The 16,336-nt window shown below is 70.2% G+C and carries 12 protein-coding genes and 1 tRNA gene; 10 read left to right on the top strand and 3 right to left on the bottom strand.

Annotated elements, in window-relative coordinates; translation table 11 throughout:
• The first annotated feature begins 12 nt into the window (after positions 1 to 12).
• From K6753_RS04345 to K6753_RS04310, 8 genes are all read left to right on the top strand, one after another.
• Positions 13 to 801, top strand: coding sequence for a L,D-transpeptidase family protein (locus K6753_RS04345; protein WP_425492062.1), 789 nt, complete (start codon positions 13 to 15; stop codon positions 799 to 801).
• Between the two features lie 31 nt (positions 802 to 832).
• Positions 833 to 2,179 (top strand): APC family permease, encoded by a 1,347-nt coding sequence (locus tag K6753_RS04340; RefSeq protein WP_223674962.1) that lies wholly within the window; start codon positions 833 to 835, stop codon positions 2,177 to 2,179.
• A 216-nt stretch (positions 2,180 to 2,395) separates the two neighbouring features.
• Positions 2,396 to 2,472, top strand: a tRNA-Arg gene (locus tag K6753_RS04335).
• 148 nt (positions 2,473 to 2,620) lie between these two features.
• Complete coding sequence (gene amaB / locus K6753_RS04330) at positions 2,621 to 4,153, top strand: L-piperidine-6-carboxylate dehydrogenase (RefSeq protein WP_223674961.1); 1,533 nt, start codon at positions 2,621 to 2,623, stop codon at positions 4,151 to 4,153.
• A gap of 21 nt (positions 4,154 to 4,174) precedes the next feature.
• Positions 4,175 to 4,459: a DUF4190 domain-containing protein gene (locus tag K6753_RS04325; RefSeq protein WP_223674960.1), complete on the top strand. Its 285-nt coding sequence runs from the start codon at positions 4,175 to 4,177 to the stop codon at positions 4,457 to 4,459.
• A gap of 4 nt (positions 4,460 to 4,463) precedes the next feature.
• The gene (locus K6753_RS04320) at positions 4,464 to 5,525 is read left to right on the top strand and encodes a quinone-dependent dihydroorotate dehydrogenase (protein WP_223674959.1); all 1,062 of its coding nucleotides are present in this window, start codon (positions 4,464 to 4,466) and stop codon (positions 5,523 to 5,525) included.
• 39 nt (positions 5,526 to 5,564) lie between these two features.
• Positions 5,565 to 6,644 carry a UDP-N-acetylmuramate dehydrogenase gene (gene murB / locus K6753_RS04315; RefSeq protein WP_223674958.1) on the top strand — a complete coding sequence of 360 codons (1,080 nt, stop codon included), beginning with the start codon at positions 5,565 to 5,567 and terminating at the stop codon, positions 6,642 to 6,644.
• A 25-nt stretch (positions 6,645 to 6,669) separates the two neighbouring features.
• Positions 6,670 to 7,569 carry a DMT family transporter gene (locus K6753_RS04310; RefSeq protein ID WP_223674957.1) on the top strand — a complete coding sequence of 300 codons (900 nt, stop codon included), beginning with the start codon at positions 6,670 to 6,672 and terminating at the stop codon, positions 7,567 to 7,569.
• Positions 7,570 to 7,834: 265 nt separating this feature from the next.
• On the opposite strand, the gene K6753_RS04305 is transcribed toward K6753_RS04310, so the two are convergent.
• Together K6753_RS04305 and ispG are read right to left on the bottom strand one after the other, a co-directional pair.
• Complete coding sequence (locus tag K6753_RS04305) at positions 7,835 to 8,626, bottom strand: phosphatase PAP2 family protein (protein WP_223674956.1); 792 nt, start codon at positions 8,624 to 8,626, stop codon at positions 7,835 to 7,837.
• Entirely contained in the window at positions 8,589 to 9,857 is a 1,269-nt protein-coding gene (gene ispG, locus K6753_RS04300) for a flavodoxin-dependent (E)-4-hydroxy-3-methylbut-2-enyl-diphosphate synthase (protein WP_223674955.1), read from the bottom strand. The genes K6753_RS04305 and ispG overlap by 38 nt, the downstream gene beginning before the upstream one ends.
• A 348-nt stretch (positions 9,858 to 10,205) precedes the next feature.
• Between ispG and xseA the strand changes: the two genes are divergently transcribed.
• Complete coding sequence (xseA, locus tag K6753_RS04295) at positions 10,206 to 11,552, top strand: exodeoxyribonuclease VII large subunit (RefSeq protein WP_223674954.1); 1,347 nt, start codon at positions 10,206 to 10,208, stop codon at positions 11,550 to 11,552.
• 231 nt (positions 11,553 to 11,783) lie between these two features.
• On the top strand, positions 11,784 to 13,229 hold the full coding sequence (locus K6753_RS04290) for an aldehyde dehydrogenase family protein (protein ID WP_223674953.1): 1,446 nt from the start codon (positions 11,784 to 11,786) through the stop codon (positions 13,227 to 13,229).
• Between the two features lie 52 nt (positions 13,230 to 13,281).
• Here K6753_RS04290 and K6753_RS04285 read toward each other — a convergent pair whose 3' ends face one another.
• Positions 13,282 to 16,140, bottom strand: a complete 2,859-nt coding sequence (locus K6753_RS04285) for a bifunctional diguanylate cyclase/phosphodiesterase (protein WP_425492078.1) — start codon at positions 16,138 to 16,140, stop codon at positions 13,282 to 13,284.
• Positions 16,141 to 16,336: the final 196 nt, after the last annotated feature.

The following is a 16,336-nucleotide window of genomic DNA, read 5'->3' as shown; positions in this document are numbered from 1 at the left end:
CGGGTCCATTCCATGCAACGACGCCTTCCCAGTGCCTGCGGTGTGCTTCGGCTCCTGATCGCAACGTCGGCCGCTTTCGCGCTGGCCGCGTGCGCAAGCCGGCCTGCGTCGTCGCCGCCGACAGCCGGGTCGAACCAACTGGTGCTGGTGACCACCGCCGACTGGGACGCCACCGGGGCCACGCTGCGGCGTTACGAACGCGCGGGCGACCGCTGGCAGCCGGTCGGCGAGCCATGGCCCGCCATCGTCGGCCGGGCGGGCAGCGCCCGGGGCATGGGACTGCATCCCGAAGTGCCGGGCGCCCCGGTCAAGCGCGAGGGCGACGGCCGCGCGCCGGCCGGTGTGTTCGCGATCGGCGAGGCCTTCGGCTATGGCGCCACCGCCGACACCGCGCTGCCGTACCGGGCGATGACCGCCGGCGACTGGTGCATCGACGTACCGGGCTCGACGCTCTACAACCGCATCGTGCATGTCGACGACGTGGGTGAAGCCGCCATCGAGGGCTCGACCGAGCCGATGCGCCGCGACCTGCACAAGGACGGCGACACGCGCTACGTGCAGGGCTTCGTGATCGAGCACAACACCGCCGCCGTGCCGCAGGCCGGCAGTTGCATCTTCGCCCACGTCTGGAAGTCGCCCGACACCCCGACCGCCGGTTGTACCGCGATGGACGCCGCGCACATGCAGGCGCTACTGGCATGGCTGGACCCGGCGGCGCAACCGCTGTTCGTGCTGCTGCCGGAGGCCGAGCACACTCGCCTCCACGCCTCGTGGGGCCTCCCCGCCCCCACCGTCGACTGAACACATCCGCCACCGACCCGCAGGAATCTGCATGTCCCAGCCACACGCGTCGCCCCCGCACCGTGCGCCCGCCGGCGTCGACCCGTCCACCGGCCTGGTGCGCGCCGTCGGACGCTGGCAGATCGTCGGCCTGTCGATCAACGACGTTGTCGGCAGCGGCATCTACCTGCTGCCGGCCGCTGCAGCGCTGCTGCTGGGCGGTGCCAGCCTGTGGGCGATCCTGGCAGCCGGCCTGGCGGTGACGCTGCTGGTGCTGTGCTACGCGCAGGCCTCCAGCCATTTCGACCAGCCGGGCGGTGCCTACCTGTACGCACGCGAGGCGTTCGGGCCCTTCGCGGGGTTCCTCACCGGCTGGATGACGCTGATCACCCGCGTCACCGTGGCGGCGGCGCTCAGCAACGGGTTGGCATTGGCGGTGTCGCTATTCTGGCCGTGGGCAGCCAGCGGAATTGGCCACGCGGCGATCGTCATCGGCTCGCTCGGCCTGCTGACGTGGCTCAACCTGGTGGGCGTACGCACCGCGGCGCGCGCGGGCGTCGCCCTGACCATCGCCAAGCTGCTGCCGCTGCTGTTCTTCGTGGTGGTCGGCCTGGCCTACATGGACTGGTCCGCCGTGCGGCTGGAAGGCCTGCCCCTGGACGAGCCGGCGCGCCTGGGCGAGGCCGCGCTGCTGCTGCTGTTCGCGTACGCCGGATTCGAGAACACGCCCGCCGCCGCCGGCGAGTACCGCGACCCGCGCCGCGACGTGCCGTTCGCCCTGGTCGCGATGATCGCGCTGGTCACCGCGCTGTACGTGCTGGTGCAGTTGGTGGCACAGGGCACGCTGCCGACGCTGGCGCAGTCGGAGACGCCGCTGGCGGAGGCCGCCGCCGGGTTTGCCGGCAACGGGGCGGCCCTGCTGCTGACGGTCGGTGCGGCCATCTCGATCCTGGGCACCAACTTCAACACCATGCTGTTCGGGCCGCGCTACATGTACGCGCTGGCGATGGACGGCTACCTCCCGCGTGGCCTTGCTCGCCTGCACCCGCGCTGGCGCACGCCGGTGGTGGCGATCGTGCTGCAGGCGGCGCTGGCGGTACTGCTGGCGCTCACGGGGTCGTTCGTGCAACTGGCGCTGCTCTCGGTCATCGCCCGCCTGTTCGCCTACGTGGCCACGGCGTGCGCCGCCATCGCGCTGCAGCGCCGGCACCCGGACCGTCCCGGCGCGCTGCGCCTGCCCGGCGGGCCGCTGATCCCGGTCGCTGCGATCGTGCTGTCGCTGGCGCTGCTGGCCAGCGCCAGCGCGGGCAACCTGCTGATGGGCGCGGCGGCGCTCGCGTTGGGCGCAGTGGTGTACGCGTTCCGGCGGCCGCCTCTGGTCGACCCCGCAGCTCCGTAGGATGGGTTGAGCAGCGCGATACGCATCAACCGGGACGCTTGGCAGCTTCGGACCGGCCTGGGTCCGGCGCCCCGGCCGCGACGCCAGGCCGACAGCTGGAAGCGCTGGGTATCCCTTCGCTCCACCTACCTTTGCGCCCGGGATTGCGCGGCCGATTGGCCCCCGACACCGCCCCCATGCGAAAATCCCGGGGCTGACCGGGCCCGTCCCGGCCACGGCCCCGTAGCTCAGCTGGATAGAGCGTCCCCCTCCTAAGGGGAAGGTCACACGTTCGAATCGTGTCGGGGTCGCCACAGAGCAGGAGTGGGTAGATGAGTGGCTGGGAGACGTGCAGTGGCCCCAGGGCCCGGTTTCGCCAGCCTGCTTCTCTTTATCCGTTTCCGCCCCGCCCTCGTCCGCGCAGCCTCCACGCGCGGCGCAATCCCAAGGAGTAGCCCCCCGATGACCCATCCCGTCCTCACCGCCCTCGGCCTGACCGGCACCGAATCCGGCACCTACCTCGGCAATGGCGAATGGGCCAGGACCGCCGATGCCGGCATCCTCGAGCCGATCAACCCGACCGACGGCGAAGTGCTGGCGCGGGTGCAGGCGTCCTCGAAGGACGACTACGAAACCATCCTGGAGCGCGCGCAGGCCGCCTTCAAGGTCTGGCGCACCACCCCGGCGCCGCGCCGCGGCGAGGCGATCCGCCTGTGCGCCGACGCGCTGCGCACCCACAAGGACGCGCTGGGTTCGCTGGTCGCGCTGGAAATGGGCAAGTCCAAGCCCGAGGGCGACGGCGAAGTGCAGGAAATGATCGACATCGGCGAGTTCGCCGTCGGTCTCTCGCGCCAGCTGTACGGCTTGACGATGCACTCCGAGCGCCCCGGCCACCGCATGTACGAGCAGTGGCACCCGCTGGGCATCGTCGGGATCATCTCGGCGTTCAACTTCCCGGTCGCCGTTTGGGCGTGGAACGCGTTCGTCGCCGGCGTCTGCGGTGACATCTGCATCTGGAAGCCGTCGCCCAAGACCCCGCTGTCGGCGATCGCCTCGATGAAGATCTGCAACGAGGCGCTGCAGAAGGCCGGCTTCCCGGACATCTTCTTCCTGTTCAACGATGCCGGCACCGACCTGGCGCAGGAGTTCGTCGACGACAAGCGCGTCGCGCTGGTCAGCTTCACCGGCTCCACCAAGGTCGGCCGCCACGTCGGCGAGCGCGTCGCGCGCCGCATGGGCCGTTCGCTGCTGGAACTGGGCGGCAACAACGCGATGATCGTCGACAAGACCGCCGACCTGAAGCTGGCGATCCCGGCGATCGTCTTCGGCGCCGTCGGCACCGCCGGCCAGCGCTGCACCACCACGCGCCGCGTCTTCATCCACGAAGCGATTTATGACGACGTGCTGGCCAAGCTGGTGGCGGCCTACAAGCAGGTCGAAGGCAAGATCGGCGACCCGACCGACCCGAAGAACCTGATGGGCCCGCTCAACAGCGCCGATGGCGTGCAGGCCTACCTGGACGCGGTCGAGAAGGCCAAGGCCGCGGGCGGCAAGGTCGAGACCGGCGGCGCGCGCGTCGACCGCAAGGGCAACTTCGTGCTGCCGACGATCGTCACCGGCCTGTCCAACGATGCCGAGGTCGTGCAGACCGAGACCTTCGCGCCGATCCTGTACGTGATGAAGTACAGCACGCTGGAAGAAGCCATCGACATGCAGAACGCGGTGCCGCAGGGCCTGTCCTCGGCGTGCTTCACCACCGACCTGCGCCACGCCGAAGCCTTCCTGTCGGCCGCCGGCAGCGACTGCGGCATCGCCAACGTCAACATCGGCACGTCCGGTGCGGAGATCGGCGGTGCGTTCGGCGGCGAGAAGGAGACCGGTGGCGGCCGCGAGTCCGGCTCGGACGCCTGGAAGGCGTACATGCGCCGCCAGACCAACACCATCAACTACTCCAACGACCTGCCGCTGGCCCAGGGCATCAAGTTCGACCTGTAACCCGCCGCGGAGCCCGGTGACATGAACACCCCCGCCCCACGCACCAGCACGGCCGCGGTCATCAGCCTCGTGTTCGGCATCCTGTCGTGGTTCGCGCTGCCCCTCGTGGGCGGCGTGGTTGCTGTGGTCACCGGGCACGTGGCGCGCGGGGAGATCCGGCGCGGTGCCGGCACGGTCGACGGCGATGCGCTCGCCGTCGCCGGGCTGGTGCTGGGCTGGACCAACCTGCTGGTCGCGGTACTGGCCGTGATGGTATTCCTGATGTTCTTCGGCGGGCTCGCCTGGCTCAGCTGGATGACACACTGACCGCATGTACAAGCTGGCGCGCCCGTTCCTGTTCAACTTCGATGCCGAGCGCGCCCACGGGCTGGGCCTGCGTGCGCTGGAGCTCGCGTACCGCACCGGCATCAACCCGCTGGTCGGCCGCCCCCCCGAGCCGCTGCCCACCAGCGCGTTCGGGCTGGACTTCCCCAACCCGGTCGGCCTGGCCGCCGGGCTGGACAAGAACGGCGAACACATCGACGCCCTGCTGTCGCTGGGCTTCGGATTCGTCGAAGTCGGCACGGTCACGCCCAAGGCGCAGCCGGGCAACCCGAAGCCGCGCATGTTCCGGCTGCCCGAGCACCAGGCCGTCATCAACCGACTGGGCTTCAACAACGCCGGCGTCGACGCACTGGTGCGCAACGTCGAGCGCGCCCGCCGCCCCGGTGGTGGCCTGCTGGGCATCAACATCGGCAAGAACAAGGACACGCCCAACGAGATTGCCGACGGCGACTACATGTACTGCCTGGCGCGCGTATACCCGCTGGCCGACTACATCACCGTCAACATCTCCTCGCCCAACACCGCCGGCCTGCGCGAACTGCAGGAAGAGCAACTGCTGCGCCGCCTGATCGGCACGCTGCGCGAGGAGCAGGAGCGGCTCGGCGCCAAGCACGGCAAGCGGGTGCCGATGCTGGTCAAGATCGCGCCGGACCTGTCGGACGACGACATCCAGGCCTGCGCCCGCGTCCTGGCCGAGCTGGAGGTCGATGGCGTCATCGCCACCAACACCACCGTGTCGCGCCTGCCCGTCGAAGGCGCGCGCCACGCCGAGGAGCCGGGTGGCCTTTCGGGCCGCCCGCTGATGGGCCAGTCCACCACCGTGCTGCGGATGATGCGCACGCGCCTGCCCGAGGCCATTCCGCTGGTGGGCGTGGGCGGCATCCTGTCGGGTGCCGACGCGGTCACCAAGATGGCCGCGGGCGCGAACCTGGTACAGCTGTACACCGGCCTGGTCTATCGGGGGCCGGAGCTGGTGCACGAGTGCGTGGAAGCCATCCGCCGCCGCAAGTTCGCCCCCAGCCGCGGCAACATGCCGCCGACGGTCTGAGCAGCCTCGCGTGACCCGATTCCACCGGACCCACGCCGCATGAGCGACGCCGTCCGCATCGTCCGCGATGCCGCGCTGACCCACCGCAACACCTTCGGCGTGCCTGCGCGCGCGTCGCTGCTGGCCGAAGTGGCCGACGCGCGCATGCTGCCGGACGTGCTGGCGCGGGACGGCTTCGCCGGCACCACGCCGCTGCTGGTCGGCGGCGGCAGCAACCTGCTGTTCGGCGGCGACCCGGACGTGCCGGTCCTCGTGCTGACCGGCGATGCGGTTTCGGTGGTCTCCGAAGATGGCACCGACGTCGTGCTGCGGGCCGAAGCCGGTGCGAACTGGCACGGCTTCGTGATGGACACATTGGCGCGCGGGCTGGGTGGCCTTGAGAACCTGTCGCTGATCCCCGGCACGGTCGGTGCCGCGCCGATCCAGAACATCGGCGCGTATGGCGTGGAAGTGTGTGAGCGCATCCACGCCGTCGAAGCGTTCGAACCGGCAACGGGCGCGTGGCACCGCCTGCCCGCGGAGGATTGCGGCTTCGGCTACCGCGACAGCCTGTTCAAGCGCCAACCCGACCGCTTCATCGTCACGGCGGTGGAGTTCCTCCTGTCGCGGCAGGCGCAGGTGCGGGTCGACTACGCAGGACTGGGTGAGGCCCTCGCCGCCGCGGGCCTCGCCGCGCCGACCCCGCGGCAGGTGGCCGACGCCGTCATCGCGATCCGCCGCAGCAAGCTGCCCGACCCCGCCGTGCTTGGCAACGCCGGCAGCTTCTTCAAGAACCCGATCGTGCCGGCCGCGCAGGCCGACGCGTTGTGCGAGAAGTACCCGCGGCTGCCTGTGTTCCCGGTGGCGCCCTTCCCCGCCGACGCGCTCGCTCACGGCGAAGCGCCGCACGGCCCGCGCAGCAAGCTGTCGGCGGCCTGGCTGATCGATGCCTGCGGCTGGAAGGGGCACCGCCGCGGCGACGCGGGCGTGGCCGACGCGCACGCGCTCGTTCTGGTGAACCATGGCGCTGCCACCGGCGCTGAACTGCTGGGCCTGGCACGCGACATCGCCGCCTCGGTGCAGGAGCGGTTCGGCGTGGCGCTGGAACCGGAGCCGCGGGTCGTCGGCGCACGCTGGTGAGTCTGATATCGCCGCGCCCGTGCCCATGACCGTCCACACCCGCGCCGCGCTGCTGATGCTGGGCAGCACCGCGTTCTTCGCCTTCATGGTGATCGCGATCCGGTTGGCGTCGGAGACGCTGCACACGTTCGAGATCGCGTTCTTCCGCAACTTCTTCGGCCTTGTCGCCGCGCTGCCGCTGCTTCTGCACCACGGCCCGGGCCTGCTGCGCACGCAGCAACTGCCGCGCTACTTCATCCGCTGCCTGATCGGCGTGGTGTCGATGTTCTGCGGCTTCTGGGCCATCGGACACCTGCCTCTGGCGCAGGCCGTTTCGCTGTCGTACTCGACGCCACTGTTCGTGACGATTGCCGCCGTCATCTGGCTGGGCGAGCAGGTCCGCATGCGGCGCTGGGCGGCGGTCATCGTCGGCTTCATCGGCGTGCTGGTGATCGTGCGGCCCGGCACGGCGGGTTTCACGATGGGCAGCCTGGTCGCGGTCTCGGCCGCGGTGCTCAGCGGCATCGTCGCCATCCAGATCAAGCAGCTCTCGCGCACCGAGCCGGCCGACCGCATCGTCATCCTGACCACGCTGTTCTGGGTGCCCCTGTCGCTGCTGCCGGCGGTCGCCGTCTGGGAGTGGCCGCAGGGCATCACCTGGCTGTGGGTGGTCGCCGCCGGCGTGCTGGGCACCGGTGGGCACATGCTGTGGACGCGTGCGCTGAAGCTCGGCGACGTCTCGGCACTGACGCCGATCAGCTTCATGCAGTTGCCGATCGTGGCGACCCTCGGCTTCTTCCTGTTCGGCGAGGCCGTCGACCGCTGGACCGTGACCGGCGCCGGCATCATCTTCGCCGCCAACGCCTACATCGCGCATCGCGAGGCACAGCTGGCACGGCGGGCGGCCACGCAGGCGCCAGTCGAGGCGGCCAAGCCGGGCGAATAGGCGGATCGTCCGCTTCTGCGCAAGGCAGGGGACCGTTGTTTCCGGCGTGATCCCCGCGAGGCGGGACTGCTAGGGAAAGCCTATGGCGTCGTCCCGCGTAGGCGGTGATCCATGGACGTATCGCCTTGACCCCGTCGATCGTATACCGCTGAAAACAACGTCCCTGGATTCCCGCCTTCGCGGGAATGACGGCTTTTCGGGAAGCATGCGGACGGCCTGGATTGCCGGCTTCTTCAGTCCTACGCGTTCAGGCTCGAGCCCGCCCCTACACATCCTCCGGATCATCCGCCGACGCATCGGGCCGCTCCCACGGGTGCCGGTGGTGGTGGAACACCATGAGGAACGCCGCCACCGTCCACGCCCACGCCGCGGTCCAGCCGGCCAGGATGTCGGACGGGAAATGGACGCCGAGGTACACGCGCGAAGCGCCCACCAGCACCGCGAAGGCGCCGGCGACCACGAGCACCGGCCAGCGCCAGCGCGTCCGCCACGCCAGCAGGATGACCACCGCCGCCATCGTCATCGAGCCCATGGCATGGCCCGACGGGAAGCTGTAGGTGTCTTCCGGCAACAGCGAAGTCCACAGGTCCGGCCGCGCGCGTGCGTAAAGCTGCTTGGTCGCCATGTTCAGCAACGCCGAGCCGCCGAGCGCGAGCCCCGCGAACAACCCTTCGCGCATCCGCCCTTTCCACGCCAGCACCAGCACGAGCACCACGTCGAACGGCACCACGAACCACTCGTAGCCCAGGTGCGTGACGACCGAAAAGAAGCGGTTGGCGTCGGGCGCGGCCAGCGCATGCGCCGCGCGCAGCAGGGGTTCGTCGAAGCCGAACGGCTCGCCATCGGCCACCTCGTCCGCCAGTTCGGCAAAGCCCCACAGCGGCAGCAGCAGCGCGACGAATACCAGCAGCAGCCTGCGCCAGTACCGGCGCAGGAAGTTCAGGCCGAACCGGCCTTCGACCAGGAACGTCCAGAGCTTGAGGTGGAAGGCCCTGCGGACCGGGCCCTCGGAGCTGCGGTCAGCCGGTGCCCCGGGCGGCGTACTTTCGTTCGACATAGTCATCGATCAGCGCAACGAATTCGCTGGCGATGTTCTCACCCCTCAGGGTGACGGTCTTTTCACCGTCCTCGAACACCGGTGCCGAGGGCGCCTCGCCCGTGCCGGGCAACGAGATGCCGATGTTGGCGTGGCGCGATTCACCCGGCCCGTTGACCACGCACCCCATCACCGCGAGTGTCAGGTTCTCCGCGCCGGGGTGGCTGACCTTCCACACCGGCATCTTCGCGCGCACGTGCGATTGCACCCGCTGCGCCAGCTCCTGGAAGAACGTGCTGGTGGTGCGGCCACAGCCCGGGCAGGCCGTCACCATCGGCGTGAACGCACGCAAGCCCATGGTCTGCAGCAGCTCCTGCGCGACGATGACCTCGTGCGTGCGCGACTGGCCGGGTTCGGGCGTCAGCGAAATGCGGATCGTGTCGCCGATGCCTTCCTGCAGAAGCACGCCCAGCGCGGCGCTGGAGGCGACGATGCCCTTGCTGCCGATGCCGGCTTCGGTCAGGCCCAGGTGCAATGCGTAGTCGCCGCGGGTGGCGAGCTCGCGGTACACCGCGATCAGCTCCTGCACGCCGCTGACCTTGGCGCTGAGCACGATGCGGTCGGCCGGAAGGCCCAGTTCGACGGCGCGGTCGGCCGAGTCGAGCGCAGACCGGATGAGCGCCTCGCGCAGCACACGGCCGGCGTCCCAGGGCTCGGTCCGCGCATGGTTCTCGTCCATCAGCTGTGCGGCCAGCGCCTGGTCGAGCGAACCCCAGTTGGCGCCGATCCGCACCGGCTTGCCGTGGCGGATCGCGAGTTCGATCAGCGTGGCGAACTGGCTGTCCTTCTTCTTGCCGAAGCCGACGTTGCCCGGGTTGATGCGGTACTTGGCCAACGCCTCGGCGCACGCCGGTTCCGCGGTCAGGAGCTGGTGGCCGTTGTAGTGGAAATCGCCGATCAGCGGCACCGACACGCCCATCATCGCCAGCCGGTCGGCAATGCGCGGCACCGCGGCCGCCGCCTCGGCGGTATTGACGGTGATGCGCACCATCTCCGAGCCCGCGCGCCACAGGTCGGCCACCTGCTGGGCCGTGCCGGCGACATCGGCGGTGTCGGTGTTGGTCATCGACTGCACGACCACCGGCGCGCCGCCGCCCACCCGCACGCCGCCGATCTCCACGCCCCGCGTGATGCGGCGTGGCTGGGGGCCGTAGGGCGGGGTCGAACAGGGCGGCAAGGCGTCGAAATTCATCCGCGCATTGTACCGCCGCGCCCCGCGCCTCCTGTAGGAGCGGCTTCCGCCGCGGCCACCCGATCGCGAGTGCCGTGGCCCCTCCCCCTGCTTGCAGGGGGAGGTTGGGAGGGGGTGCTGTTGGGCGGCGTCGTAATGAGTCGTATGAAGAGCACCCCTCCCCAGCCTGCCCGGCCCGCCGGCACAGCCGGCGGTCGTTCGTCGGACCGCGAGCCATGGCTCGCGAGCGGACCTCCTCACCCCCTGCAAACAGGGGAGGGAGCTGTATCGACCACTTCGACACTATCCAACGGCGTGACCCGCCCGGTGCGGTGGGGTACGGTATCCAGCCACCGGCGCCCCTTCCCGATGACCCGCGACAACCCCAACGCCGTCCTGACCCCCAGCCAGCTCAACACGCTGGCACGCGACCTTCTGGAAGGCAGCTTCCCGGCGGTGTGGGTGGAGGCCGAACTCGGCAACGTGGCGCGGCCCGCCTCGGGCCACCTGTACCTGACGCTGAAGGACGCGCGCGCGCAGGTCCGCGCGGCGATGTTCAAGCCCAAGAGCACGTGGCTGAAGTTCCAGCCACGCGAGGGCATGCGCGTGCTCGTGCGCGGACGGCTCACGCTGTACGAGGCACGCGGCGAGTACCAGATGGTGCTCGACCACATGGAGGAGGCCGGCGAAGGCGCGCTGCGCCGCGCGTTCGAGGAGATGAAGGCCCGGCTGGCCGCGGAGGGCCTGTTCGACGACGACCGCAAGCGCCCCCTGCCCCTGCACGCACGACGGATTGCGCTGATCACCTCGCCCACCGGCGCGGCGGTGCGGGACGTGCTGAGCGTGCTGGCGCGCCGCTTCCCGCTGGTCGAAGTGGACGTGCTGCCCGTACCCGTGCAGGGCGATTCCGCGGCCGCGCAGATCCGCGACATGCTGCTGCGGGCCGACGCCTGCGCCCGCTACGACGTCATCGTGCTGGCGCGCGGCGGCGGCTCGCTGGAGGACCTGTGGGCATTCAACGACGAGGCGCTCGCGCGTGCCGTGGCCGGCTGCGGCGTGCCGGTCGTCTCGGCCGTCGGCCACGAGACGGATTTTTCGTTGACGGATTTCGCCGCCGACCTGCGCGCACCGACACCCTCGGTCGCGGCTGAATTGCTGGTGCCCAGCCGCGATGACCTGCTCGCGCGGCTGCGGGTCCTGCACGGCCGCACGCGAACGCTGCAGGCGCACCGGCTGCAGCGTGCAATCCAGGCCGCCGACCGGGCCGCGTTGCGGCTCAACGCATTACGGCCGCAGGCGCGGCTGCAGCTGCTGGCGCGTCGCCAGGAGGAAGCCCTGCGCCGCCTGCATGCGGCGTGGCGAAATCGCGCGGAGCACGAACGGGCCCGGCTGCGCCATGCCGATGCCGTTCTGCGCGCGGCCCACCCGCGGCGGCGCCTGGCGCAATTGCGTGAGCGCCTCGCTTCGCTCGCGCCCCGGCCACAGGCCTGCATCGCGCGGCGCCTGGGCCACGAGGCGTTGCGGCTGCGCGCGGTGGCACGCTCGCTGGAGGCGGTGAGTCCACTGGCGACCGTCGCGCGCGGCTATTCGATCGTCCGGCACGAGTCGGGCCAGGTGGTGCGCAGCGTGCTCGACACCGCGCCGGGTGATGCCCTCGAGGCACGGGTGACGGACGGCTGGCTGCAGGTGCGTGTCGAGGGTTCTCGACCCGCCTAGCCTCTCGTAGGAGCGGCTTCAGCCGCGATCCGCAGCGCCGATTCCGTGCAGGAGCGACGTAAGTCGCGGTCACGCCTATCGAATGCGCGGCCACCGGTCGCGACTCACGTCGCTCCTACGACGGCGCCGGGAGGCGATCGCGGCTGAAGCCACTCCTACAAGAGCGCCGACGGTACGCACGTGACCCCGTGTTAACCCGCACTGCGCCAGCCTGCACACCGGAGGACGCCCATGCCCACGCTCAAGAAGACCTACCCCTACTACCTCGCCAACCGCCCGGTCGCCGCCAACACCGACCTGGACGTGCGCGACAAGTACAGCGGCAAGCGCGTAACCCGCGTGGCGATGGCCGATGGCGTGGCGGTGCGCAAGGCGATCGTCGCCGCGCACAAGGCGCGCGGCGCGATGGCCGCCTTTCCGCCGCATGCGAGGCGCGACGTCCTGGAACATTGCGTCAAGCGCTTCGAGGCGCGGCAGGAGGAGCTGGCGCTGGCGCTGTGCATCGAGGCCGGCAAGCCGATCAACGATGCGCGAGGTGAAGTCACCCGGCTGATCGACACCTTCCGCATCGCCGCCGGCGAGGCCACGCGCATCGGTGGCGAAGTGCTGGAGCTGGCGATCAGTGCGCGCACCGACGGCTACCGCGGCATGACGCGGCACGTCCCGATCGGCGTGTGCAGCTTCATCACCCCGTTCAACTTCCCGCTCAACCTGGTGGCGCACAAGGTCGCGCCGGCGATCGCGGCCGGTTGCCCGTTCGTGCTCAAGCCGGCGGCCAAGACACCGGTCGGCGCGCTGATCATCGCCGAGGTGCTGGCGGAGACGAACCTGCCCAAGGGTGCGTTCTCGGTGATGCCGTGTTCCAACGAGGACGCCGCGCAGCTGATCGAGGACGAGCGCATCGCGCTTTTGAGTTTCACCGGTGGACTGGTCGGCTGGGACCTGAAAGCCCGGGCCGGCCGCAAGAAGGTGACGCTGGAGCTGGGCGGCAACGCCGCCTGCATTGTCGATGCCGACCCCGGCGCGCCACTGGACCACGTCGTCGAGCGGCTGGTGTTCGGCGGTTACTACCAGAGCGGCCAGAGCTGCATCAGCGTGCAGCGCATCTACGCCCACGCCGACATCCACGACAAGCTGCGCCGCAAGCTCAAGGCCGCCGTGGCGAAGCTGCGCATGGGCGACCCGCGCGAGGAGTCGACCTTCATCGGTCCGATGATCGACGAGGACGCCGCCAAGCGCGTGGAGCGCTGGATCGCCGACGCGCGCAAGGCCGGCGCGAAGGTGCTGGCGGGCGCGCCACGCGACGGCAACATGCTTCCGGCAGCGTTGCTCGAGAAGGTGCCGCGCGATGCCGACCTCTACCGCAAGGAGGCCTTCGGCCCGGTCGCGCTGATCGAGCCGTTCGACGACTTCGACGCGGCCATCGACGCAGTCAACGACAGCGAGTTCGGCCTGCAGGCAGGCGTGTTCACGGGGCGGCTCGACCATGCGATGCGCGCGTGGGACCGTCTGGAAGTGGGCGGCGTGGTCGTCGGCGACGTGCCCAGTTTCCGCGTCGACAACATGCCCTACGGCGGCATCAAGCAGTCCGGCCTGGGCCGCGAAGGCGTGCGCTGCGCGATCGAGGACATGACCGAGCCCCGCCTTCTGGTGATCCGGGATGCCTCGAAGGCATAGCCCGTTCGAGCGCGTCCGGACCTCGATCCAGAGCGCCGTATGGCAACCCGGCCTAGTGCGCGACGCCTGCGGTGCCCGCTACCGCCGCCATGGCTTCCGCGGGCCGGCCGAACAGGTAGCCCTGCCCGTGCGCGCAACCGAGCTCGCGCAATGCGGTGCGCTGCTCCTCGGTTTCGACACCCTCGCCGATGGTGTGGATGCCCAGCGTGCCGGCCAGCGCCTGGATCGCGCGCACCACCGCGACCGACTCGGGTCGGCTGTCGCCCGTCAGCCCCGCGACGAAGCTCTGGTCGATTTTCAGGCACTCGATCGGGAACCGGTGCAGGTACGACAGCGCGGAATAGCCCGTACCGAAATCATCCAGCTGCGCCATGATCCCGTGCCCGCGCAACTGCTGGAGCGTGCGCAGGGCGCGCGGCACGTCGTCCAGCAGCGCCACCTCGGTGATCTCGATGCGCAGCCGCTGCGGATCCGCCCCACTGTCCTCCACCAGCCGCAGCAGCCGGTCCGCGAAGTCGCTGGCGCGGAAATGGCGCGGCGACACGTTCATCGAGATGTAACCGGGACCGCCCTTGGCCAGTTGCTCGGCAACCTGGCGGTACATGATCCAGTCGACTTCCTCGATCAACCCGCTGTGCTCGCCCACGCCGATGAACTCGCTGGGCAGCAGCAGGCCGCGGCGCTCGTGGCGCCAACGCAGCAACGCCTCGTGGCCGATCACCTGGCGGTCGGCCAGGCGCACGATGGGCTGGTAGAACGCGACGAAGCCTTCGCCGTTGATCGCGCGCCGCAGGTCCGCCTCCAGGTCCAGGATCTGCCCCGCCTGCTCGCGCATGTCCTCGTCGAACACGGCCCAGCGGTCCCGGCCGGATGCCTTGGCTCGGTACATCGCCGCATCGGAGTCGCGCAGCAACTCGGCGCCGGTTTCATAGCGCGGGTGCCACAGCGCAATGCCGAGGCTGGCCGACGGAAACACTTCGCGACCGCCGATCCAGCACGGCTGCCCGAGCGCGGTGAGGATGCGCTGCGCGAGCTCCTCCGCCGCATCCAGCCCATCGATCTCCTGCACCAGCACCGCGAACTCGTCGCCGCCCAGGCGCGCAACCGAGTCCCCGCCGCGAACGGCCGACACGATGCGCCGGCCCGCCTCCACCAGCAGTTCGTCGCCCGCCGAATGCCCGACGCTGTCGTTGACCAACTTGAAGCGGTCCAGGTCGAGGAACAGCACGGCGAAGTGGCGCGAGGGCTCGCGCCGCGCGCGCGCAATGGCATCGGCAAGGCGATCCAGCAGTTGTGCGCGATTGGGCAGCCCGGTCAGAGCGTCGTGGCGCGCCTGGTGGGTCAATTGCTCTTCGGCGCGCGTGCGCTCTCCGATCTGTTCCATCAGCTCGCTGTTGGCGCGCGCGAGCTCGTGGGTCCGTGCCTGCACGCGCTGCTCGAGTTCGGCATGCGCGGCCACCAGCCGGTCCTGCGCCTGCTTGCGCGCGAGGCCGCTGCTGATGTGGTGGGCAACGAAGGTGAGCAACTCCTGGTCGCGCGGCGTGAACACCACGTCCGGGGAATAGCTCTGCACCGCGATAACGCCGACCACGTCGTCGTCGCGCATCAGCGGTACACCCAGCCAGAAGTGCGCCAGCGTGCCGTGGCTGCGCGCGGCGCCGCGCGCCTGCAGCAGGTCGACCTGGGTGCGGTCGGCGAGCAGCGGCAGGCCGTTGCGCAGCACGTATTCGGTGAGGCCGGCCGACAGTCGGCGGGTTTCGCGGCGCGGGTCGCGCTCGTCGATGGAGTACGGGAACTCCAGCCACTCGCCGTCCTCGGAAACCAGCGCGATGTAGAAGTTGCGGGCGTACAGCAGTTCGCCCACCACCTCGTGCACCTTGGCGTAGAACTGCTCGAGCGTCTCGGATGTCATCGACAGCTCGGCGATGCGGAACAGCGCGCGCTGCAACTGCTCGGCACGGTGCCGCTCGATGATCTCGGCCTGCAGGTGGCGGTTGCTCTGCTGCAGCGCCTGGGTCCGTTCCTCGACCCGGCGCTCGAGTTCCTCGCGTGCCTGGTGGCGGTCCAGCGCGGTCAGGATGTGCTGGGCGACGAACGACAGCAGCGCGCGTTCTTCCTCGCCGTAGGTTTCCTCGCGGTCGTAGCTCTGCACGACGATCGCGCCGCAGACGCGGTCGTCGCGGCGCATCGGCACGCCCAGCCAGTCGCGGCTGTCGGGGCCATGGCGCTCGTCGAATTCCAGCCCGAGCTGCTTACGGACCTCGTCCGAGGAGCCCTGCACCGGTTCGCCATGGTGCAGCAGCGCCATCGTCAGGCTGTTGGGTGACTCCGAGGCACTGATCTCCTGCGTGGGATCGGCGACGAAGGTGTCGATGCGGTCGGCGAAGTACAGGAAGCGGAACGCGTCGCTGGCGTCGTCGTACAGCACGATGTAGAAGTTTTCCGCGTACATCAGGCCGCCGACCACCGCATGGATGCGGCGCAGCATCTCGGCCATCTCCAGGTCCGACCCCGACAGGTCGGCGATCTCGTACAGCGCCTGCTGCAGGCGCTCGGACTTCTCCAGCTGCTCGGCACGCGCGTGCGCCCGGGCGGTGGCGATGTACGACTCGACCACGCGCTGGGCCATGCTCGACCACGCCGTCAAGGACTGCTCGGCCAGCGGTTCGGACAGCAGGGCTGCGATGACGACAGGCGTGCCATCCCGCGTGGTCCACGCCAAGCCGAAACGATGCGGATCCGGCTGCCCCCCGGCGGCGCCACCGATCAGCGCATCGGCGGTGTCGCGCAGGGACACCTGCACGTCGCCGCAATCGGAGGCGACCATCCCGCCGTTGGCCTCTTTCCAGCGCACCGAGACGCTCGAACCGGTGGGCAGGGCGCGTTGCAGGACGCTGGCCAGCGGGTCCATGAACGGCACCCGTTCCCGGATGGAATCCTGCATCCGCGAATCCATGGTCTGCGCCAAGCGCTGCTCCTCCCTCGCCGGCGCGAGCATACCGCGCCCTCCCCTGTTCATCCCTTCCAACCCCGTCCCGGCGGGTCGCGCGTTGGACACGGGATGCCCCCGCCTCCCACCCCAGCGACGCCTGCGCCCGCTCTGCACC

Origin of the sequence: Novilysobacter selenitireducens, assembly GCF_020026895.1 — a bacterium.
Lineage (GTDB): Bacteria > Pseudomonadota > Gammaproteobacteria > Xanthomonadales > Xanthomonadaceae > Lysobacter_C > Lysobacter_C selenitireducens.
The sequence above is the reverse complement of the archived record's forward strand: the minus strand, read 5'-3'. Positions and strand labels throughout refer to the sequence as shown.

What these genes read in the sequence shown, in the direction of transcription:
- K6753_RS04305 (WP_223674956.1), bottom strand. Translation starts at nt 8,626, where the DNA reads ATGTCGAACGAAAGTACGCCGCCCGGGGCACCGGCTGACCGCAGCTCC.
- amaB (WP_223674961.1), top strand. Translation starts at nt 2,621, where the DNA reads ATGACCCATCCCGTCCTCACCGCCCTCGGCCTGACCGGCACCGAATCC.
- K6753_RS04290 (WP_223674953.1), top strand. Translation starts at nt 11,784, where the DNA reads ATGCCCACGCTCAAGAAGACCTACCCCTACTACCTCGCCAACCGCCCG.
- ispG (WP_223674955.1), bottom strand. Translation starts at nt 9,857, where the DNA reads ATGAATTTCGACGCCTTGCCGCCCTGTTCGACCCCGCCCTACGGCCCC.
- K6753_RS04325 (WP_223674960.1), top strand. Translation starts at nt 4,175, where the DNA reads ATGAACACCCCCGCCCCACGCACCAGCACGGCCGCGGTCATCAGCCTC.
- murB (WP_223674958.1), top strand. Translation starts at nt 5,565, where the DNA reads ATGAGCGACGCCGTCCGCATCGTCCGCGATGCCGCGCTGACCCACCGC.
- K6753_RS04340 (WP_223674962.1), top strand. Translation starts at nt 833, where the DNA reads ATGTCCCAGCCACACGCGTCGCCCCCGCACCGTGCGCCCGCCGGCGTC.
- K6753_RS04310 (WP_223674957.1), top strand. Translation starts at nt 6,670, where the DNA reads ATGACCGTCCACACCCGCGCCGCGCTGCTGATGCTGGGCAGCACCGCG.
- K6753_RS04320 (WP_223674959.1), top strand. Translation starts at nt 4,464, where the DNA reads ATGTACAAGCTGGCGCGCCCGTTCCTGTTCAACTTCGATGCCGAGCGC.
- K6753_RS04345 (WP_425492062.1), top strand. Translation starts at nt 13, where the DNA reads ATGCAACGACGCCTTCCCAGTGCCTGCGGTGTGCTTCGGCTCCTGATC.
- xseA (WP_223674954.1), top strand. Translation starts at nt 10,206, where the DNA reads ATGACCCGCGACAACCCCAACGCCGTCCTGACCCCCAGCCAGCTCAAC.
- K6753_RS04285 (WP_425492078.1), bottom strand. Translation starts at nt 16,140, where the DNA reads ATGGACCCGCTGGCCAGCGTCCTGCAACGCGCCCTGCCCACCGGTTCG.